The following is a 20,213-nucleotide window of genomic DNA, read 5'->3' as shown; positions in this document are numbered from 1 at the left end:
ACATCCGCGGCTTCGCGTTTGCCCAGGTTCGCGGCCCAAGCGCCCGCCCCCACCTTCCCGTAGATCCATGAAAGGAACACCGGCATGACGACGAACTCCGCCTCCGCCCGCTACACAGGCCTCGGCAAGGAGGGCAAGGGCGCGATCACGACGCGTTCGGGCGTCCTCAGCGACCAGCCCTACGGCTTCGGCACCCGGTTCGAAGGCCAGCCGGGCACCAATCCCGAGGAACTCATCGCCGCCGCCCATGCTGCCTGCTTCACCATGGCCACCAGCTTCGCGCTGGCCAAGGCGGGTTTTGCCGACGGTACGCTGGACACCCAGTGCACGGTCACGCTCGACAGCGCCGACGGTGGCTTTGCAGTCACCAAGTCCGCGCTGACGCTAAAGGCCAGCGTTCCCGGCATCAGCGCGGAGGATTTCGAGCGACTGGCCGATGAAGCCAAAGCCGGCTGCCCGATCTCCAAGCTGCTGAATTGCGAGATCACGCTCGAAAAGTCGTTGGAAAACTAAAGTATTTTCTCATCGGGTGGAATCACCCGGTGTACCGGAAAATGCGGCAAATCAAAAGCCTATGGCAGTTGCCCCGATGCAGCCGGGTTAGAAACTGTTCTAGGAAAAGTCACCGTCGCCTGCCATGGCCGCCTCTCCAACGAAAGGACGATCATGGCAGGCGACGACGAGGATTACGTCTACGATGAGGACAGCGGCGAATGGATGCCCGCGTCCGAACTGGCAAGCAAACGCGCCGCCGCGAATACGGTCGAAGTGCGCGATGCGGTGGGCAATCTGCTGGCGGACGGCGACCAGGTCACGCTGATCAAGGACCTCGAGGTCAAGGGCGCGGGTCAGACGCTCAAGCAGGGTACGCTCATCAAGTCGATCCGCCTGACCGGTGATCCGCAGGAGATCGACTGCAAATATCCCGGTATCAAGGGCTTGGTCCTGCGCGCGGAATTCGTGCGCAAACGCTAAGCAGGCGCGATCGGAACAGCCAGGAATTTCAGGCGTTTGAATCCCGGAAGGGGGCAATCGGAGAACCGCATTGCCGATGAAGACGCCAATGAAGCCCCCTATGCTCGGCGCAGTGGTCGCCGCCATCGCGATTGGAGTTCTGGCGGGCGCTTGCCTGCCCGCCGGCTCTCATGCGGACGATCCGCCGACAGCGCCCCAAAAGCCCCGCGAAGCAGCCTCTTCGCGGAGTTCCGACGCTCAGCGCGGCCTTGAGGGGTCCGAAGTCTCCCCGCCGCTCGGCCGCTGACGATCCGTCCAGGCACAGCCATTCCGGGTTTCTGCACCAATTTTCAACATCACCGTAAAGGGATAGACACGATCCGACATCCCGTCGCTGCATTGTCCCGGCGCGACCGCCAATGTCAGTTCGGCACCGCCGCGCATCCCGGTGAACGACAGCCCGCCGCGCCCGGCAAAGCGCGAGACCGGGAAAACCTCGCCCGCCCGCGATTCCGGCGTGGAATACGTCATCCGCGTGCCGGTGACATCACCACCCCAGAACGGCTCCGTGCCGAGGAAGTGAATGGTATCCTCAGCACCAATTTCGTGGAACGGCGCATGGTCCCGCGCATCTCCCGGCATGTCCTTTGCGCCGCCATGGCAGGCCGCCATTGCCAAAGCAGATCCCAGAGCCGCTAAGTATCCAAGCCCGGCACGTCGCATGGCTGCATGAGCTTTCTTCATGTCACGACCCTATCGCTCTCACGCAAATCGCGCAATCGGCCTCCTCCGAAGTCTCTTTTCCTCTTAGCCGGCCATCGATTCGCCCGAAAGAGAACGCCGGTCCCACGCTGGAATGAAGAAATTTTACGTCAGAACCATTTTTTTCGGCATTTCGGTTACCGCTAACACAATCAATCGTCGCAGGAATTTGCCAAGTTGCACTTTCTGCAACACCGGTGGCAAGTAATGCCATTGCGACGGCAGCCCCCTACAGACATGTTGCACTGCAACAAGATAAGGGGTGCCCAAGGCAATCTCCTATCGTTTCAGACTAAGGATTTTGCCATGCTGAAGACCGTTTTTGCCGCTGGCGCCGCTTTCGCCGCCGTTGCCGCCACCACTGCCTACGCCGAAGACTCGCGTGATTTCTCGCACGACGGCGTGCACTACAACTACACGACCGAGCAGAAGGGCAAGGTTACCGTGATCTCCGGCACCGCCCAGGGCCAGGTTCCCTTCCGTCTCTACGTTTCGGGCAACCGCGTGACCGGCACCTACAACTCGCGCAACGTCAACTTCCGCCTCGCCGACGCCAAGGGTGCTCTGGCCCAGGCTGCTGCCGAGTAAGGCACCTCATCAAGGCTTAGGCCTGCACGAAAAAGGGCGCTCCCCAGCCGGGTGAGCGCCCTTTTTGGTATCTGGAAGCCGACTTTCAATGCCGCTTCTGGAGCACTTCCTCGTGCCGGATGAGGCGGATTTCCAGATCGCCGCCTTCCTCGAAGTCGTGCTTGGCCGCAATCACGGCGCGCATGTCCTCGATGGCGAGTTCGTCCGCATCGGGCGGCACCTTGTAGCGGGCCAGCACCATCCCCTCCTCCACATCGATCACGCTGAAATGGCTGGAAATGCAGGAGGCGGCCAGAGCATCGAGATCGAGACCGTCGGCGAGGTTCCAGGTCTTGCCCTCGCGCGATCGGATGCGTTTTCGGCAATAGCGGCACGTGCAAATCAGCGTTCCGTCGTCCTCCCGCTCCCGTCGTCCATCGGGTTCGTGGACGCGCGAGAACCAGCAGGGCGTGAGCGAGTAGGCGTCTGACCGTTTCGTAAACATGCGTTCACCATGTCACCGGGATATGAACGGTTTCTTTTCGCAGATATCGGTATAATCCCCATTGCCCAGAGCATTCGCTCGCAAAGCATTCACCTCACCGACATCGGACCTCGGATAGTCCTATATTAGGAAGGTCGGGCTGGCGTGACGTGGAGTTGAGATGGGTTTCGGCAAATGGTTCCTGGTGCTGGCCGCGGGCGGCGTGGGCGCAGGTGTGGTCGTCGCGGGCATGACGACCGGCCGGATGCAGAAGTATCCGGAAGGCTATGCCCTTGGCGGCGAGGCCCGCCATTCTTCGCGCGGCGATCGCGCCGATGCCGAACAGGAAGAGCGCGGCTATGCCCTCTCCGACGACGACTATACCGGCAGCGACCACTCCGGTTTCGGCCCTCCGCGTGGGCGCATGGTCGTGCTCGGCGCGCCCGGCTGGGTCGATGACGGGTACTCCGCTTCCCCACCGCGCTGGCACGACGAGGACGGCGACGGCGATGCTTCCCCGTTCATTGCCGCCCCGCAGCGTGCGCTGCCCGGGCCGCAGGGCTACACGTCGCAGCAGGCCGCGCCTCGGAACTCCACCTCGGCAGGCCCTTCGCAGCCCTCTCGCGATTCCGCTGCCGAATCCGCCGCCCGTGCCGCCGGCGCCGCCGCCGATGTCCTCGCCGCCGAACGCGACGGCGCCTGAGAGATCAGGCGCCAACAATCAGGCCAGCGTCAGGAAGACTTCCGCCTCGATCACCCACTGGCCGCCCAGTTCGCGCCACTTGGCCGTATAGGTCCCGGATGCCGCCAGCACGTCGGAGGTGCTGTCTATGCCCTCCCAGCGGCCATGCTCCATCGCGATCGGTTCGACCGGAGAGACCGTGACCTGCTCCGGCGTGCGCGTATAGAGCAGCCGCGCCGAGCCTGCGAACTCCCGCCGCCAGACTTTCACCTGCCCCATCCGCCCGGAGATCAGCGCGCTGTCGGTGCCGGTCACCATCACGCAGTCGCGCGCGAGGATCGGCCCGATAGCGGCGGCGTCGCCTTCGGCAATGGCCCGGTTGAACGCCGCACGTCGCGTGCGGATCGCGAGTTCCGCCGCGCTCACGCCGCTCCCCCGCCGCGCACCGGATGGGCCGCCCGCTCGCCAACGACCGTGGCCCAGCGCCGCACCGTCCAGCGCTCGACGATGCCCTCGGTCACGTAAGGATCGGCGCGGGCGAAAGCCTCCGCGGCTTCCGGTCCCTCGCCCGCAAAGAGCAGCAGCGCCGTATCCACCGGATCCTCCACCGCCCCGCCGAACACCAGCTCCCCGCGCTCCACCGCCGCCCAGGCCAGCGCGAGATGCGGCTCGCGGTACTGCGGGCGGCGCTCCAGATAGTCCGGCGCCAGGTGATAGGTCAGCAGGTAGTGGTTCATCGCAAGGCTTTCGTGCTTCGGCGTGTGACCCTCGGCTTTACACGAAACGTGCAGAAAGTGTCGCCCCGCCCGCTCATTCCCACACCTTCGCGTCGAACGGCGCACAAGCCCGGTCGAGCCGCGCCATCAGCCGCAAAAGCGCGGAATCCCGCGCGACGAGCAGGCACCCGGCGTAACGCCCACGCCGCATCCGCACCCGCAGAACGCACCCGAGCGCCAGAGCCGGAAGGTCGGTTCCCGTGAACTTCCGCTGAGCACGATCGTGCGCGCCGACCGATGCCGCGAAGTCCCACGCCGCCGCGAAATGCTCGGCCCCGGCCTTGCGCCGCAGCCGATAGGCGCTTTCCCGCGAGCATCCCACCCGCGTAGCCGCCTCGGCCACCGATCCCGTCTGCGCCAGCCAGCCGACGAACTCGCCCTGCCGTACCGGCGTCCAGCCGTCACTTCGCGACCGGACGGGCACGGGGAGAAAGTCGGGAATGCGAAGGTAGGCGGGCCAGCGGGTCATCGCGCCGGTTTACGCGAGGACGGGACTTGTAGGAAAACGAAGAAAGGGACGCCGGTCGCTTTCTTCGTCACTGCGGCCTTATCAATGCCGGAACCAAGGCCTCAGGAACACCCCTCGACATAGCCGAGCACCGGCATCATCCCGATGTGGACCAGCCCGACCTTGCCGTCCTGCCCGATCTCGAACCGCAAGGCCGGATCGCCGCTCCCGGCGTTGGGCGCGGTGAGGTATTTCGCCGGGGCGGCCTCATACTTGTGCGGCTCCTCGCGGAAGCCGGCGAACCACTTCTTCACGTCCGCCTCACTGGAGCCGACGCCGATCCCTTCCACCAGCGTCACCTCGGACCGCTTGCCGAGCGTGATGCGCTGGACCTTGCCCTTCTCCACGATGGCATAGACGCCCGGATAGTCCGGCGACGTCACCGTCCGGCAGGCATTGGACTCCTGCGCCCCGCGCTCGGCCCAATGCGAACCGGCGGGCACGGCCTGCCCGATCTTCAGATCGCCCAGCCCCTCCAGCGAAAGCACCTTGGGATCGGCGGGTTCGGAGGCGGGAGCCGGGGACGTAGCGGCAGGCGTTTCGGAGACGGTTTCGTCCGGAACGGCGGAAGAGGTCGCTGCGTCCCCCGGCTGCTCCGGCGCCTTGGCAGGCTCGGACGAACAGGCCGCGAGAGCGACGGCGAGAACCGATGCGGTAAGAAGGCTTTTCATGGCGGCTAAAACGAAAGGAAGGGCGAGAGGTTCCGGATGGCGACACATCCCCTCACACCTTGCCCCTAGCGAACAGGAAGAAGATCCGATGAATGGCAGTTTTCAGAGAACCCGCTCATCTAAGCTAATGACCGAATTGGGTGGTAAGCAGACGGTCTTCATGGATATGGGCCAGACGTCTTCCGCAAGACTGGCTCGCTGATAACTGCGTCCAGCAGAAACACGAATGGTTCTTTAGAACCGCTCGGCGTCGTAACCTCAACAGTCCCTGTAAACTTTGCATAAGGCCATCGCCCCGCATCATCAGGCAATAGGCCGATGCTACCGCTGGTTGGCTCCTCCACTACAATGCTCTTGTTGCGACAGTTTTCCGCCGACACCGCAAGCGCTTCTAATGAAGGCATTCGAAAAGCAGAGAACTCGACGGATTTGCTCTGAAACCGCTGCGGGTTCGCCAAAATATCGCAGACGCTCGTTTGCATTGGTGGCGCAGCGGACGCGCATCCTACCGCAGGAACCAGCATTAGAGCAGCACGAAGAATGCATTTTCGGATCATATGCTGACAGTGCGCCAAGGCTAGAAAGTCAGCAAGGTGCTGCATTCCACACTCTAACGACATTGGTTAGCCGGAAGTTCAAATGACTGGGCAATGAGCCGGATGGCGGCTCTTGAGGTATTTCCATTCTACCTCTGATGCGTGCGTGAGCAACTTCACCCCGAGCACGATCCACATACGCGGCTGCAATGTCGAGCAAGGCCGGGCCACCCTCATAAACGGTGATGGGGAACCTGCAGCCGTCCTGTTGCACTTCCACGCGGTCGTGAGCGTCGATCTGGACCAATGAGACATCCAACTCGATCTCTTCATTTTGCAGGTCAGTGGCCACCGAGAGGTCAATGCAATTGATAGCCGTCGTGGGCTGGACTGCCTGTAGCATCATGAAGGCTGGCAGATAGAAAGGTGGCACGGACAAATGCTACCGCTGGTTTCTGATGTCCGCAACGGGGCGTCTCCGGTCAGGCTGCATTTCTTCCCGAGCGGTGGGCACCGGACAGGCGGCTATTAAGCGCGACCTTCCGATTCCTGAGGGGTCGGAAGGGAGCGGTTCCGGAATGGCTGGCTTCAGCTAAAAATCTGAGATTGCGGCCGGATCAAAAAAGCTTCCGCCTCATCGATCCGCGAGCTTCCCGATCAACTTCATCGCTGCCGCAGGAGCCCTCTCCTTCGCGCCGTTGATGAAGAACGTGAACACGTCGCGTCCGGCCTCGGACCATTCCCGGACACGTCCGGCCCAGCGGTCCAGTTCGGCGTCCGGGTAGCCCTGCTCGATCTCGGATTGCGCGTTCTGGAGACGGGCATAGATGAAGGGGCCTGCCTCGGCCGCGTCTTCGAAGGCCGGATACTTGGGGCTGTCCGCCAGGATGACGGCGACACCGGCCTTTCGCACGAGGTCCAGGAAAGCCGGGTCACGGAAGCTCTCGTGTCGGGGTTCGATGGCGTGGCGCAGCGCGAGGCCCTCGTGCCTGGACGGCAACAGGGCAAGGAAGGCGGCGATCTCGTCGGGGTCGAACTGCTTGGTGGCGGCCAGTTGCCAGTTGATCGGCCCGAGCTTGTCGCCCAGTTCGACGATGCCCTGCTCGACGAAATTGGTGACGCTCTCGCCCGCCTCGGCCAGGTTCTTGCGGTTCGTGCAGTAGCGCGAACCCTTGAGCGCGAACCGGAAGCCCTCGGGCACGGTGTCGCGCCACTTGGCGAAGCTGGCCGGTTTCTGGCGGCCGTAGAAGGTGGCGTTGATCTCGGTGCCAGTGAGGTGCTTGCCCAGATATTCCAGTTCGCGCGCCTTGGAGACGCCCTTGGGATAGAAAGTCTCGCGCCAGGGGTCGTAGCTCCAGCCGCCGATGCCGACGTGGACCTCCCCGGGCGCGCCCGCGGTCACCGCGTCTTCTGCCGGGAAAGGCGGCGGCGGTTGGCGGTCACGCGCTTGCGGTAGTGGCGAACGGCCTTGTGCGCGGTCTTTTCAGGGGAGGTCAGGCCTCCGGTAGCCAGCTTGATCGCCAGCTCGGCATTGGCCTGGAGCTTCTCGGTGACCATGAGCACGTTTTCGCGGTTGCTGCCCCGTCCGGTCATCATGTCGGTGGTGCGCATGCCCATGACCATCATGGACTCGGCCCAGAGCCAGTAGCTGTCGTGGGCGAGTTTGATCCAATCGCCATTGGCATTGCGGGACATGCGAAGGAAGCCTCCTGTTGGAGCGCGATCCTAGCAGCGTAAACCATTCCTGCGAAGGAGATTCGCCCTCGGCAGGGAAGGCCGTCGCCCCGGAGAGATCTCGGGGCGACGGCCCGCTTCGCGAAACTCAGTCGTGCTCGCGGCCCCCCGCGCCCATGTAGAGTTCGCTGCCGGTTTCCTTGAACACCTTGCTCATCTCGGCCATGCCCGCCTCGGCCTCGACGATGGCCAGCTTGCCGCCTTCCTCGGCGGCGATGAAGCCGGTCGAGGGCTGGTTCTGCTTGGCGGCGAAGTCCCGCACTTCCTGGCTGATCTTCATCGAGCAGAACTTCGGCCCGCACATCGAGCAGAAATGCGCGGACTTGGCGCCCTCGGCCGGTAGCGTCTGGTCGTGGTACTGCTCGGCGGTGTCGGGATCGAGGCTGAGATTGAACTGGTCGCGCCAGCGGAACTCGAAACGGGCGCGCGAAAGCGCATCGTCGCGGACCTTGGCGGCGGGGTGTCCCTTGGCCAGATCGGCGGCATGGGCGGCCAGCTTGTAGGTGACGACGCCGACTTTCACGTCGTCGCGGTCCGGCAGGCCGAGGTGTTCCTTGGGCGTGACGTAGCAGAGCATCGCCGTGCCGTACCAGCCGATCATGGCCGCGCCGATGCCGCTGGTAATATGGTCGTAGCCCGGCGCGATGTCGGTGACGAGCGGCCCGAGGGTGTAGAACGGCGCTTCGCCGCAAGCCTCAAGCTGCTTTTCCATGTTCTCCTTCACCTTGTGCATCGGCACATGGCCCGGACCCTCGATCATCACCTGCACGTCCTGCGCCCAGGCGCGCTTGGTGAGTTCGCCCAGGGTGTAGAGTTCGGCAAACTGCGCCTCGTCATTGGCGTCGGCGATCGAGCCGGGGCGCAACCCGTCACCCAGCGAGTAGGCGACGTCGTAGACCTTCATGATCTCGGTGATCTCGTCGAAGCGTTCGTAGAGGAACGATTCCTTGTGATGGGCGAGGCACCACTTGGCCATGATCGAGCCGCCCCGGCTGACGATCCCGGTCACGCGCTTCGCCGCAAGCGGCACGAAGGGCAGGCGCACACCGGCGTGGATCGTGAAGTAGTCCACGCCCTGCTCGGCCTGTTCGATCAGGGTGTCGCGGAAGACTTCCCAGGTCAAGTCCTCGGCAATGCCGCCGACCTTCTCCAGCGCCTGATAGATCGGCACGGTGCCGATCGGCACGGGGCTATTGCGGATGATCCATTCGCGGGTGTCGTGGATGTTGCGGCCCGTGGAGAGATCCATCACCGTGTCCGCGCCCCAGCGGATCGACCAGACCATCTTGTCCACTTCGCTCGCCACGTCCGAGGCGACGGCGGAGTTGCCGATATTGGCGTTGATCTTGACCAGGAAATTGCGCCCGATCGCCATCGGCTCGCTTTCGGGGTGGTTGATGTTGGAGGGGATGATCGCCCGGCCGCGCGCCACTTCCTCGCGCACGAATTCGGGCGTCACGTAGTCGGGGATGGCGGCGCCCCAGTCCTGACCGTCGCGCGCATACTCCTTGAGCATCGCGCGGCCGAGGTTCTCCCGCTCGGCGACGTATTCCATCTCCGGCGTGATGATGCCCCGGCGGGCGTAGTGCATCTGGCTGACGTTCATGCCCGGCTTCGCACGCAGCGGGCGCTTCACGACGTTGGGGAATGCCGGGACGCCGCCCGAGCGGTCCGGGCCGAGCTGGCCGTTGTCTTCCGGCTTCACGGCGCGGGCGGCGTAGTCCTCCACATCGCCGCGTGCGAGAATCCAGTCGCGGCGCTTGGCGGCAAGACCAGCGGCGATATCGATGGTGACATTCGGATCGGTGTAGGGGCCGGAGGTGTCGTAGACACGCACAGGCGCCTCGCCCGACCCCGGCTCAAGATGAATTTCCCGCATGGCGACGCCGAGCGGCCCGACGTGAATCTTCTTCGACCCGCGAATGGGTCCGGTAGTAACGCCGATTTCCAATTTGGAATTGATGTCGGCCATAAGCGATTTTCCTTCGGCTTATGGACGAAAGAAAGGTCGCGACAGAAGTGTCCTGTGGCCCGCCCTTCCCTCCGCCCGTGTTAACGGGTTCAGGTTCAACGGGTCGGGCAGCGTGACCTGCCCCTCTCAGCCATTTGTTTCCGTCCGGCTTTTAAAAGCCTTGGGCACAAGCTCCCCGGGGATGGCCGAACGATAGACGTGGCTTGGCCACCCGTCTAGGGCCTGAAACAGACATGCCGATCATCTATCGCCTCGACGCCCCCGCCCGCGAAGTCGCCCGTGCCATGGGGGCCGAGGCGGGGAACGATCCCTGGCCCGGCGGTTCGGTCTCGGGCGGCGGCTTTGCGCCGGTCATCACCATGGGGCGCGAGTTCGTGGCGGGTCCCCGGCCGGAAAAGCGCCTGCCGCGCCGGATGATCCCGCGCCTCTGGGGCGTGCCGCCACCCCCTGCCGCCTTCGATCAGCGCCGCCACGGCATCCTCACCGTGCGCAATCTCGAAAGCCCGTTCTGGATCGGCAACTTGCGCAACAGCGAGTTCCGTTGCCTGGTGCCCGCCACCGCCTTCATGGAATGGGGCAGGACAAGCCCGACCGACGGCAAGCGCCGCCAGAACTGGTTCGGCACCGCCGACCAGCCCCTGTTCGCGATGGCGGGCGTGTGGAAGGACAGCGAAGTGCCCAGCTTCGCCCTGCTCACCTGCGAGGCCAACGCGGCGTTGCGCGCCGAAGGCCGCGACACGATGCCGGTGATCCTTCCGCCCGAGGCGCATGACCTCTGGCTGCGCGGCGACTGGAAGCGGGCTGCCGAGCTGGTCGCGCCTTACAGCTCTTCACGTATGACTTTGCGGGTCGCAGGCGCGTAGAAACGGTTCCAACAGACGAAAAAGAAACCGCCAAGCATACCAATCCAAGCCCACGCAATGACCCAATTACTTGAAGTTAATCGATAATAACTCCATCTTAATGCTGTTTGTTACGGTTCGTTAGCTGTCAGGCGATTACCTTGCCCGTTCCGAGCGGAAGCAGGGTGCAGATGGGGAATCTCGACAGTATAATATCGCCCGGCCCGGTATCGTCTGGCGGGGCGACGACCATGGCGCGGCGGATGGCGGTTCACGCGGTTCAGGTCGCCAGCGCGGTCTGTGCCGCCGGAAGCTTTCTGGCCGAGGGCACGCCCGCACGCGTTCTCGCAGGAATCGCCGCCATGACGGCGCTGTTCACGCTGGCTATCGGCATTCGCTATGGGCGGCGCGCCGTCGCCGAACTCGACGGACATCTCACCCTGGCGGCCGAAGCCAGCGCCGCGCGCAGCCAGGTCGAAGAGCTGTTCGCGATGACCGACATGCTGCAGGCCGCCGACGACCACGAGGATGCGGCAGCGGTGCTCATGGCCAGCGCGGAACGGCTGCTGCCCGATCTCGACGGCGCTCTCTACCTCTTCAACAATTCACGCGACCGGCTCGATCTGGCGCAATCGTGGAGCCGCAGGCCGGGCTTCGCCCCCGCTGCCACCCTGTTTCCCGAGAACTGCTGGGCGCTCAAGCGCGGCAAACCGCATCTCAACCACCGCGAGGATGACAACAACGGGCGGGGAAAATCGCTCTGTTGCCCGCATGCCGTGGGCAAGGCTTCCAGCATCGAAGTACCGATGATGGCACGCGGGCAGGTCTTCGGGCTGCTCATTCTCGCCAGCGAGGCCGCCGATGCCCATGCGCAGTTTCAGGACGTCACCCGGATCGCCCGGGCCCTGGCGGATTCGATCTCGCTCGCGCTGTCCAACATCGCCCTGCGCGAGAAGTTGCGCACCCAGTCGCTGCGCGATCCGCTGACCGGCCTCTACAACCGGCGCTACATGGAAGATGCGCTGGAACGCTACATCAACCTGGCGCAGCGCACAGGCACCTCGATCTCGGTGCTGATGATCGACCTCGACAACTTCAAGCGCCTGAACGACGACCACGGTCACGCCAAGGGCGACGCCGTGCTGCGCGACGTGGCGGGCCAGCTTGTCAGCACCTTGCGGCCCTCGGACGTGATCGCGCGCTACGGCGGCGAGGAACTGCTGGTCATCATGCCCAAGTGCGGCCTCGAACATGCCGCCGCCAAGGCCGAACTGCTGCGCCAGCGGGTCGAGGCGCTGTCCGCCGCGCACGGCGCGCAAGTCAGCGCCTCATTCGGCGTCGCCACGGTTCCGGAAACGGCGACGGGCGCGGGCGACGTCGTCACCATGGCCGACACGGCCCTCTATGCCGCCAAGCAGGCCGGCAAGAACCGCGTGACCACCGCGCCGCGCCGCAAGCGCGGCGAGGACAAGGCCGCCCCCAGGCTCGCCGCCGCCAACTGAAGGGGAACAGCCCTCTGGCCGCGCGGCGCGCCAATGCCCCGCTCGTCATTGCAAGGAGGTGAAGCCGACGCGGCGATCCTGAGCGTTGGTCCAAAGCCGCCCTGGATTGCTTCGCTTCGCTCGCAATGACGAAGTCTGGGGGCGAAGACTTGGCAACGAAGATCGGGACTTTTCACAACGAGCACGAAAAAGGGGCCGCATCGCTGCGGCCCCTTCTTATTTTTGGCTCATGAAAGCGCTGAAGGATCAGTCTTCCTTCAGGAACGCCGGCATGTGGTCGGGATCGCCACCGCCGTTGTTGTCGCCGCGCGGACCGCGGGGACCGCGATCGCCACGGGGACCACGGTCGTTGCCGCCACGGCCGCCGTCACGGCGCGGACCACGACGGTCGCCGCCGCGATCCTCGCGCGGGCCACGATCGCCGCGCGGTTCGCGCGGTTCGCGGGCCGGACGGGTGTCTTCCAGCTCGGCGCCGGTTTCCTGGTCGACGACGCGCATCGACAGGCGAACCTTGCCGCGCGGGTCGATCTCGAGGACCTTGACCTTAACTTCCTGGCCTTCCTTGACGACATCGGTCGGCTTTTCGACGCGCTCGTTCTTCATTTCGGAGACGTGGACGAGGCCGTCCTTGCCACCCATGAAGTTCACGAAGGCACCGAAGTCGACGATGTTGACGACCTTGCCGGTGTAGATCTTGCCGACTTCCGCTTCCTCGACGATGCCGAGGATCCACTTCTTGGCGGCTTCGATCTGGGCGATGTCGGAGGACGAGATCTTGATCACGCCTTCGTCGTCGATGTCGACCTTGGCGCCGGTTTCGGCAACGATCTCGCGGATCACCTTGCCGCCGGTGCCGATGACGTCACGGATCTTCGACTTGTCGATCTGGATCGTCTCGATGCGCGGTGCGTGGGCCGAAAGTTCGGTGCGAGCCGAACCCAGGGCCTTGGTCATCTCACCCAGGATGTGCGCGCGACCGGCCTTGGCCTGTTCCAGCGCCTTGGCCATGATCTCGCGCGTGATGCCCGCGATCTTGATGTCCATCTGCATCGTGGTGATGCCGGCTTCGGTGCCCGCAACCTTGAAGTCCATGTCGCCGAGGTGATCTTCGTCACCCAGGATGTCCGACAGGACGGCGAAGTCCTTGCCTTCCAGGATCAGGCCCATGGCAATGCCCGAGACCGGACGGACCAGCGGCACGCCAGCGTCCATCATCGACAGCGAACCGCCGCAGACGGTGGCCATCGAGGACGAACCGTTCGACTCGGTGATGTCCGAGAGAACGCGGATCGTGTAGGGGAAGTCTTCCTTCGAAGGCAGCACGGGGTGCAGCGCGCGCCATGCCAGCTTGCCGTGGCCGACTTCGCGGCGGCCCGGAGCGCCGAAGCGACCCACTTCGCCGACCGAGTAGGGCGGGAAGTTGTAGTGCAGCATGAACGACGAGTACGACAGGCCTTCGAGGCCGTCGATCATCTGTTCGGCGTCCTTGGTGCCCAGGGTGGTGGTGCAGATCGCCTGCGTTTCACCGCGGGTGAACAGCGCCGAACCGTGGGTGCGCGGCAGGAAGCCGACCATCGATTCGATCGGGCGGACCTGCTCCAGCGTGCGGCCGTCGATGCGCTTGCCGTCCTTGAGGATGGCGCCGCGAACGATTTCCGCTTCCAGCTTCTTCATGGTCTTGATGGCGACCATCTGCGTCTGCGGCGTTTCGTCCGCGAAAGCTTCCTTGGCCTTGGCGCGCGCGGCGTTCAGGGCGTTGGAGCGCTTCGACTTGTCGGTCAGCTTGTAGGCAGCGGTGACGTCCTTGCCGACGGCCTTCTTGAGCTTCGCCTTGATGTCGGCGGTGTTGTCCGACAGGTCGACATCCCAAGGTTCCTTGGCGGCAACTTCGGCCAGGTCGATGATGAGGTCGACGACCTTCTTGATCTCGTCATGCGCGAACACGACGGCACCAAGCATCTCTTCCTCGGTCAGCTCCTTGGCTTCCGATTCGACCATCATCACGGCATCGCCGGTGGCGGCGACGACGAGGTCCAGGCGGCCGTCGGTGAGAGCGGCGGTCTGCTTCGGGTTCAGCGTGTATTCGCCGTCGACGAAGCCGACGCGAGCGGCGCCGATCGGGCCCATGAAGGGCACGCCCGAGATGGTCAGTGCGGCCGAAGCGGCGATCATCGCAACGATGTCGGCCTCGGTTTCGCCGTCAAAGCTCAGGACCTGGGCGATGACGTTGATTTCGTTGTAGAAACCTTCGGGGAACAGCGGGCGGACCGGACGGTCGATCAGGCGGCTGGTCAGCGTTTCCTTTTCGGTGGCGCCGCGTTCACGCTTGAAGAAGCCACCCGGAATGCGGCCGGCGGCCGAAAACTTTTCCTGGTAGTGCACGGTCAGCGGGAAGAAGTCCTGGCCTTCCTTCACCGACTTGGCGGCGGTAACCGCGCAGAGCACGACCGTTTCGCCGTAGGTGGCGAGGACCGCGCCGTCGGCCTGACGGGCCACGCGGCCGGTTTCGAGAGTGAGGGTCTTGCCGCCCCACTCCATGCTTACGGTTTTGACGTCGAACATAAGAGGTTTTCCTCAGCCCACCGGCCCTATTGCGCGGCGGGGTTTACTGCCGGGTATGCCGTCCCGGTCCGGTGTGGAGCCGCTTTGGGCTTCCTGGGTCCTCCGCCGGATTGCGGACGTACCCTTGGTTTTTGTCTTGCCGCGTTTTCCGAGTCATCAGGTGATCCCACCCGATTAGAAAACGCTCCTAATGCAAGAAGCGGCCCGCTAGGGGCCGCTTCCCGTTAAGTCTTACTTACGCAGACCCAGCTTCTGGATCAGCGAGTTGTACCGCGCGACGTCCTTCTTCTTCAGGTAGTCGAGCAGCGAGCGGCGCTTGTTGACCATGGCCAGCAGACCGCGACGCGAGTGGTTGTCCTTGTGGTGAGCCTTGAAGTGCTCGGTCAGGTTGCGGATGCGCTCGGTGAGGATCGCGACCTGAACTTCCGGGCTGCCCGTGTCGCCAGCGACGCGTGCGTTGTCCGAAATGATGTCCTGCTTCTTTTCAGCGGTAACCGACATAGTACTTTACTCCGCGACATCCGATAGGTTGAACCCTCTGACGACGCGGGCTTCTCCGCCCGAAAGCTCCATCAGCGCGACGGGAGTGATCCCTTCTCGCGCCCAGTAGAGCCCGTCTTCATGGGGCAGTTCGGTCAGAACACGGCCCTGGCGGACCGCTCTTGCCTGCTCCGAACCGAGGTCGATGGCCGGGATGTCGTCCAGCCCCACCTCAAGTGGCAAGAGTATCTGTTCAAGCGCAGCGCCCTTGCCGATTTCGTTCAATTTGTCCAGCGAAATCGCGTGAGACAGGTCGAACGGACCGGCCTTTACGCGGCGCAGCATGGTGACATGACCCACCGTGCCAAGAGCCATTGCGATGTCGCGCGCGAGGCTGCGAATGTAAGTTCCCTTGGAAACTTTCACCCGCAACGTAACGTATTGCTCGCTGGCATCCCATTCACCGACGAAGCCCTCGGCGAGGTATTCCCATTCGAAAATCGTAACCCTGCGAGACTTGAGTTGCACCTCTTCCCCGGCCCTGGCCAAGTCATAGGCTCTCTCTCCATCGACCTTGATCGCCGAGTATGCTGGCGGAATCTGATCGATTTCACCCGTGAAGCGCTCTTGCACGATTGATTCGACAGCACCGAAACCCGGCTGAAAGTCGCTCGTAGCCACGACCTTGCCTTCGAGATCCAAGGTGTCGGTCTGTCGGCCGAACTGAATGGTAAACTCGTAGATCTTGCTGGCATCGAGCATCCGACCCGCCAGCTTGGTTGCCTCGCCCAACGCCACGGGCAGGATGCCGGTGGCCAGCGGGTCGAGCGTGCCGCCGTGGCCGACCTTCACCTTCTTGCCATAGCCCGCCTCGCGCAAGTTGCGCTTCACGGCGGCGACCGCCTGCGTGGAACCGAGGCCAAGCGGCTTGTCGAGGATGATCCAGCCATGAGGGGCCGGGCGGGTTGCGGGAGCGGAAGTCATGCCCCTCCCCAAGTCGTGCGGGCCGGTTTTGTCAACGCCTGCGATCGCGCCGGGCGTCAAACCCCCGCTACGAACTGGGCCAGCGCGAAGTAGTGTCCCGTCGCCCACATGACCGGCGGCACGACCAGCCTGCCGACGATGCCCCACTGCGGAAAGAAGTAGGGCACCACCAGCAGCAGCACGATCAGCAGCGGGAACCCGTAAGGGCGCAGCCGCGCATAGCCTTCGGCCAACCCGCGCGGCAGCAGCCCCTCGACGATGTGCGACCCGTCGAACGGTGGGATCGGCAGCAGGTTGAACAGCGCGAGGAACACGTTTACCCTAATGAAGTTGAAGAAGTTCTTGGCGATGAACTCCAGCACCGCGCTGTCCGCCGATCCCGCGAACCGCACCACCAGCCCCAGCAGCACCGCGCCGACCGCCGCCAGCACGAGATTGGACCCCGGTCCCGCCGCCGCCACGACCATCATGCCCCGGCGCGGATCGCGCAGGCGCCAGCGATTGACCGGCACGGGCTTGGCCCATCCGAAGATCGGCGCCCCCGCCAGTGCGAGAGTGCCCGGCAGGATCACCGTCCCGAACGGATCGACATGCCGCAGGGGATTGAGCGAGAGGCGGCGCTCTTCCTGCGCGGTCGGATCCCCCAGCGCCAGCGCGGTCCAGCCATGCGAGACTTCATGGAAGACGATGGCGAGGATCAGGGGAACGATGAGCGCGGCAGCGTCCAGCAGGGTCTGGTTCATGCTCGTGATCTAGGTGTGCAGAGGGCCGTGCGCAATGCGTTCGACGCCCTCCTTCATCGCCCCATGGCCTCGCCGAAATGCTTGCGGCAGAGCGCGACGTAGCGGTCGTTGCCGCCGATCTCGGTCTGCGCGCCCTCGCGCACCGCGGCGCCTGCGCCATCGACGCGCAAGTTCATCGTCGCCTTGCGGCCGCAGTGGCACACGGCCTTCAACTCGATCAGGGCATCGGCGATACCCAGCAGTACCGCCGATCCGGGGAACAGCTCGCCCCGGAAATCGGTGCGCAGGCCATAGCAGAGCACCGGAATGTTCTCGCGATCGGCGACATGGGCGCATTGCCACGCCTGCTCCGGAGTGAGGAACTGCGCCTCGTCCACGAGGATGCAGGACAGCGGCTCCACCGCGTGAGCGGCGCGAACCTGGGCGACCAGATCGGTATCCGGCTGGAAGCGATGCGCCTGGGCATGAAGGCCGATGCGGCTCTCGATCGCGAAATCCTCGCCGCGTTCGCCGCTGCGGTCGTCGATCCCGGCGGTCCACAGCATCGTGCGCATGCCCCGCTCGTGATAGTTGAAGTTCGCCTGAAGCAAAGTCGCCGACTTCCCGGCATTCATGCTGGCATAGTAGAAATAGAGTTTAGCCATCGTTGTTGGGGATAACATGCCCCTTGCCGCCCCGCACCGCACTTGCGGCGATTGTCCCCGCTTGAATGAAAATGCCCGGCGTTATCTAATCCCGCAGGCCCGAAGTTGCGGCCACGGGTTCCGGCCATAGGTTCGGGCGGATCAAGGTCCGGAAGCGAGCTTGACGGGGAGTTGGGCATGATAAGGTGGATCGCCGTCGCCGTGATCGTCACGCTGGCCGGACTGGTTTCCGGCTACGTCATCGATGCCCCGCTCGCCTCCTCGGCCGCAGGCGGGTGGCGGGAGACGGCGACTTTCCTCGATGGCGGCGCGGCAGGCCTCGTGGCGATCCTCGGCTACAAGGGCGCCGTCGCCGGACCGCTGGTGCTGGGCGCCCTGCTCTGCCTGCCGGTACTGGCCCTGCCGCTTCGTTCGGGGCCGGGCCGCCGAGGCCCCGTGCCCCTGCCCGCGCCGGTCTGGAGGCCTGAACCGCTGGCCACCTCCCTTGGCGATGAGCACCGTATCGGCCGTCCTCAGGGCGCCGATACGAAAGTAGCGCTTTCCCGCCCGATCGTGCTGGTCCGCAAGCCGCGCCTGCGCTCCCGCGACTGGTTCGGCGATCCCAGTTGGCTGGGCGGCCTGCCCCGACTGGGAAACGCCCCCTGGCCGCGTGACCGCGACGGGACGGCGCTTCCGTTCGCCGCCCAGATCGATCTGGCGGAAATCGCCGGAGCCTGCCCCGAAGCGCCGCTGCCCCCCGCCGGTTCGCTGGCGTTCTTCCTCGGCACCGGCGCGGTGGTGCCGGTGCCTGCCGGGAATCACGATTTCACCAGCCCGCCGGAAGACTTCGAGCATGGCTTCTTCCCGTTCTGGCCGGTCGACCCGTCTGCCGTCGACCTGCCGGACGACGGGCGCGCGGCCGGACCGGCAGGAAACGAGGAGGCCGTGGCGCAAGCGATCTCCGCCTGGCTGGCCCGGCGCTATCCGCTGCGCGGCGGCCCCTTGGCGGCGGCCGAGCCGGTCGATCGGATCTGGTGGCACGGCGCGATCCAGCTTGCGGACTGCTATCGTCTCGCGCTCCACGCAGCCTTGCGACTGGCCGACAGGCGCATGGCCCGCACGAGCGATGCGCGCGAGGATCTGGAACTGCTCGGCGCAGATCCCGCGGCAACGGCCTTGCTGCTCGAAACCGCACAGCGCGCATTCGACCGCGAGGGCGCCCGCCTAAAGGAGCACAGGACACAACAGGAAGCGCTGGCCGAAGTCTCGGACGCAATGGACCGCTTCACGGAAGACCGCGATCCCTGGGTGCCGCTGACGAGCGAGGAATTCGCCGTGCTTCGCGACGTGCTGGCCCATGTCGAGCGTGACTGCGCCGACCTGGTGCGGGCCTATGCGCCGAAAGACCTGCCGGAACTGGCGACGCTTACCTTACGCGCCATGATCTCCGGTCCTCCGGAGGCGCTGGCGCACATCAGCGATGCGGAACTGGCGCGCATCAATGCCGGATACCGGCTTGCGGGCCGTCACCAGCACGGCCTGTTCTGCCCCGGCGGCCGCGCCGCACAGGAGGACCGGCATGGCGACGTGTTGCTCCTGCAACTCGCCCATGACGACATGATGGAATGGAACTGGTCCGAAACCGGGCTCTACCAGTTCCGGATAAAGCCCGCCGATCTGGAGAGGCACCGCTGGGACCGCGTCAGCCTGAGCTTCGAGACCGGCTGAGGTTCGAGACCGGCTGACGCCGGCTAGGCCTCAATTCTCCTCGAGATCCCGCTTCACGCGCGGATCGTTGAGCAGCGCATCGATACGGCTGGCTTCGTCGAAGGTCTCGTCCGGAAGGAAGCGAATCTTGGCGGCGAACTTGAGCTTCAGCCGCTGCGCGACTTCGCGCTGGAAAAAGGCCGTATGCGTACGCAGCGCCTTGAGCACCACTTCCTCGTCCTCGCCCAGCAGGGGCTTCACATAGACCGTCGCAATGCGCAGATCGGGCGTCATGCGCACTTCGGTGACGGACACCGAATGCGCGCTCAGCGTGGCGTCGTGGACCTGCTGGCGCATGAGGATTTCGGAAAGGACGTGACGCACCTGTTCACCCACCTTCAGAAGGCGGACGGAGTGCTGCTCGGGCGTGACTTGCTGGCGTACCATGGCTTTGTCCCATGTGGGCGGATCACCGCATTTTGCAACAAGTGATTACGGCTCCAGACCGCTCCGGTCCGGTTTGATACACCGTTTTTTCACATTTTGGCGACGATCCGCGCCAGCGAGCGCACGTTTCGCGCCGTACCGCGACAGCCGAGGCGCTTCTCGATGAAGTCCATCGTCAGCAGGCTCTCCGCAGGCGGACGGGCATAATCGACGAACAGGCAACGCGTGCCCAGCGCCAGACGCTCGCCGCCCAGCGAGCCGTGATCGGCCACGAGCCGATCGAACCGATCCTGATTCGGCTGGCCGGACAGCAGCACGGTGTGCACGAAACTGTCGCCGCTCTCCCCCGCGAACGGGTTCGCCTCCACCGACAGGCGAATCTCCTCGCGCGTGCGCACCGCGACGAAGGCCTGCATGTCGAACCGGTCGCGCATCAGATAGGCCAGCAGGTCTTCCAGACCCTCGCTCGGCCGATCCTCGTAATCGAACAGGACATTGCCGCTGGAGATCACCGTCTCGGCATTCTCCAGTTCCTCACGCTCGAAGGCATAGCGCAAGTCCGCCATCGACAGACGATCGCCGCGAACGGTCAGGGATTCGAAAAAGGCGCAGTAGCGGGTCATCGCAGTATCATCAGTCCTATTGGCGTTAGTATCGTCACGCAGGTGAGCGCTCCC

At 64.5% G+C, this 20,213-nt stretch carries 23 protein-coding genes; 7 read left to right on the top strand and 16 right to left on the bottom strand.

Features of this window, described 5'->3' with window-relative positions; all coding sequences use genetic code 11:
* Positions 1-84 precede the first annotated feature (84 nt).
* Both V7066_RS18005 and V7066_RS18000 read left to right on the top strand, forming a co-directional pair.
* Complete coding sequence (locus tag V7066_RS18005) at positions 85-513, top strand: OsmC family protein (RefSeq protein WP_334184363.1); 429 nt, start codon at positions 85-87, stop codon at positions 511-513.
* Positions 514-666: 153 nt separating this feature from the next.
* Positions 667-975, top strand: a complete 309-nt coding sequence (locus V7066_RS18000) for an alkylphosphonate utilization protein (RefSeq protein ID WP_334184362.1) — start codon at positions 667-669, stop codon at positions 973-975.
* Positions 976-1,212: 237 nt separating this feature from the next.
* Here V7066_RS18000 and V7066_RS17995 read toward each other — a convergent pair whose 3' ends face one another.
* On the bottom strand, positions 1,213-1,698 hold the full coding sequence (locus tag V7066_RS17995; protein WP_334184361.1) for a COG3650 family protein: 486 nt from the start codon (positions 1,696-1,698) through the stop codon (positions 1,213-1,215).
* A 324-nt stretch (positions 1,699-2,022) separates the two neighbouring features.
* On the opposite strand from V7066_RS17995, the gene V7066_RS17990 reads away from it, so the two are divergent.
* The gene (locus V7066_RS17990) at positions 2,023-2,304 is read left to right on the top strand and encodes a hypothetical protein (RefSeq protein ID WP_334184360.1); all 282 of its coding nucleotides are present in this window, start codon (positions 2,023-2,025) and stop codon (positions 2,302-2,304) included.
* An 85-nt stretch (positions 2,305-2,389) separates the two neighbouring features.
* Here V7066_RS17990 and V7066_RS17985 read toward each other — a convergent pair whose 3' ends face one another.
* Positions 2,390-2,788, bottom strand: a complete 399-nt coding sequence (locus tag V7066_RS17985) for a hypothetical protein (RefSeq protein ID WP_334184359.1) — start codon at positions 2,786-2,788, stop codon at positions 2,390-2,392.
* A gap of 160 nt (positions 2,789-2,948) precedes the next feature.
* On the opposite strand from V7066_RS17985, the gene V7066_RS17980 reads away from it, so the two are divergent.
* Positions 2,949-3,470: a hypothetical protein gene (locus V7066_RS17980; RefSeq protein ID WP_334184358.1), complete on the top strand. Its 522-nt coding sequence runs from the start codon at positions 2,949-2,951 to the stop codon at positions 3,468-3,470.
* Positions 3,471-3,488: 18 nt separating this feature from the next.
* Here V7066_RS17980 and V7066_RS17975 read toward each other — a convergent pair whose 3' ends face one another.
* The 7 genes from V7066_RS17975 to thiC form a co-directional block, all read right to left on the bottom strand.
* Positions 3,489-3,875: a YybH family protein gene (locus V7066_RS17975; protein WP_334184357.1), complete on the bottom strand. Its 387-nt coding sequence runs from the start codon at positions 3,873-3,875 to the stop codon at positions 3,489-3,491.
* The gene (locus V7066_RS17970; protein ID WP_334184356.1) at positions 3,872-4,186 is read right to left on the bottom strand and encodes a YciI-like protein; all 315 of its coding nucleotides are present in this window, start codon (positions 4,184-4,186) and stop codon (positions 3,872-3,874) included. The genes V7066_RS17975 and V7066_RS17970 overlap by 4 nt, the downstream gene beginning before the upstream one ends.
* A gap of 73 nt (positions 4,187-4,259) precedes the next feature.
* On the bottom strand, positions 4,260-4,694 hold the full coding sequence (locus tag V7066_RS17965; RefSeq protein ID WP_334184355.1) for a hypothetical protein: 435 nt from the start codon (positions 4,692-4,694) through the stop codon (positions 4,260-4,262).
* A gap of 101 nt (positions 4,695-4,795) precedes the next feature.
* On the bottom strand, positions 4,796-5,404 hold the full coding sequence (locus V7066_RS17960) for a hypothetical protein (RefSeq protein WP_334184354.1): 609 nt from the start codon (positions 5,402-5,404) through the stop codon (positions 4,796-4,798).
* A 1,170-nt stretch (positions 5,405-6,574) separates the two neighbouring features.
* The gene (locus V7066_RS17955) at positions 6,575-7,342 is read right to left on the bottom strand and encodes a DUF72 domain-containing protein (protein ID WP_334184353.1); all 768 of its coding nucleotides are present in this window, start codon (positions 7,340-7,342) and stop codon (positions 6,575-6,577) included.
* A complete protein-coding gene (locus tag V7066_RS17950) occupies positions 7,339-7,635 on the bottom strand; it encodes a hypothetical protein (RefSeq protein WP_334184352.1) in 297 nt (98 codons plus the stop codon). The genes V7066_RS17955 and V7066_RS17950 overlap by 4 nt, the downstream gene beginning before the upstream one ends.
* A gap of 127 nt (positions 7,636-7,762) precedes the next feature.
* A complete protein-coding gene (gene thiC / locus V7066_RS17945; protein WP_334184351.1) occupies positions 7,763-9,646 on the bottom strand; it encodes a phosphomethylpyrimidine synthase ThiC in 1,884 nt (627 codons plus the stop codon).
* Positions 9,647-9,879: 233 nt separating this feature from the next.
* On the opposite strand from thiC, the gene V7066_RS17940 reads away from it, so the two are divergent.
* Together V7066_RS17940 and V7066_RS17935 are read left to right on the top strand one after the other, a co-directional pair.
* Complete coding sequence (locus V7066_RS17940) at positions 9,880-10,509, top strand: SOS response-associated peptidase family protein (protein ID WP_334184350.1); 630 nt, start codon at positions 9,880-9,882, stop codon at positions 10,507-10,509.
* A gap of 170 nt (positions 10,510-10,679) precedes the next feature.
* Positions 10,680-11,990 carry a sensor domain-containing diguanylate cyclase gene (locus V7066_RS17935; protein WP_334184349.1) on the top strand — a complete coding sequence of 437 codons (1,311 nt, stop codon included), beginning with the start codon at positions 10,680-10,682 and terminating at the stop codon, positions 11,988-11,990.
* 246 nt (positions 11,991-12,236) lie between these two features.
* On the opposite strand, the gene pnp is transcribed toward V7066_RS17935, so the two are convergent.
* From pnp to V7066_RS17910, 5 genes are all read right to left on the bottom strand, one after another.
* Positions 12,237-14,552 (bottom strand): polyribonucleotide nucleotidyltransferase, encoded by a 2,316-nt coding sequence (gene pnp, locus V7066_RS17930; protein WP_334184348.1) that lies wholly within the window; start codon positions 14,550-14,552, stop codon positions 12,237-12,239.
* 231 nt (positions 14,553-14,783) lie between these two features.
* On the bottom strand, positions 14,784-15,053 hold the full coding sequence (rpsO, locus tag V7066_RS17925; protein WP_132265086.1) for a 30S ribosomal protein S15: 270 nt from the start codon (positions 15,051-15,053) through the stop codon (positions 14,784-14,786).
* Positions 15,054-15,059: 6 nt separating this feature from the next.
* Positions 15,060-16,016, bottom strand: coding sequence for a tRNA pseudouridine(55) synthase TruB (truB, locus tag V7066_RS17920; RefSeq protein ID WP_334184347.1), 957 nt, complete (start codon positions 16,014-16,016; stop codon positions 15,060-15,062).
* Positions 16,017-16,072: 56 nt separating this feature from the next.
* Complete coding sequence (locus V7066_RS17915) at positions 16,073-16,759, bottom strand: site-2 protease family protein (RefSeq protein WP_334184346.1); 687 nt, start codon at positions 16,757-16,759, stop codon at positions 16,073-16,075.
* A 53-nt stretch (positions 16,760-16,812) separates the two neighbouring features.
* Positions 16,813-17,403, bottom strand: a complete 591-nt coding sequence (locus tag V7066_RS17910) for a thymidine kinase (protein ID WP_334184345.1) — start codon at positions 17,401-17,403, stop codon at positions 16,813-16,815.
* Between the two features lie 177 nt (positions 17,404-17,580).
* On the opposite strand from V7066_RS17910, the gene V7066_RS17905 reads away from it, so the two are divergent.
* Complete coding sequence (locus V7066_RS17905) at positions 17,581-19,110, top strand: DUF1963 domain-containing protein (RefSeq protein ID WP_334184344.1); 1,530 nt, start codon at positions 17,581-17,583, stop codon at positions 19,108-19,110.
* A 30-nt stretch (positions 19,111-19,140) separates the two neighbouring features.
* Here the strand turns inward: V7066_RS17905 and rbfA are convergent, their stop codons facing one another.
* Together rbfA and V7066_RS17895 are read right to left on the bottom strand one after the other, a co-directional pair.
* Positions 19,141-19,536, bottom strand: a complete 396-nt coding sequence (gene rbfA / locus V7066_RS17900) for a 30S ribosome-binding factor RbfA (RefSeq protein WP_334184343.1) — start codon at positions 19,534-19,536, stop codon at positions 19,141-19,143.
* 89 nt (positions 19,537-19,625) lie between these two features.
* On the bottom strand, positions 19,626-20,159 hold the full coding sequence (locus V7066_RS17895; protein WP_334184342.1) for a DUF1697 domain-containing protein: 534 nt from the start codon (positions 20,157-20,159) through the stop codon (positions 19,626-19,628).
* Between the last annotated feature and the right edge of the window lie 54 nt (positions 20,160-20,213).

The organism is Novosphingobium sp., from assembly GCF_036820275.1.
Lineage (GTDB): Bacteria > Pseudomonadota > Alphaproteobacteria > Sphingomonadales > Sphingomonadaceae > Novosphingobium.
The sequence above is the reverse complement of the archived record's forward strand: the minus strand, read 5'-3'. Positions and strand labels throughout refer to the sequence as shown.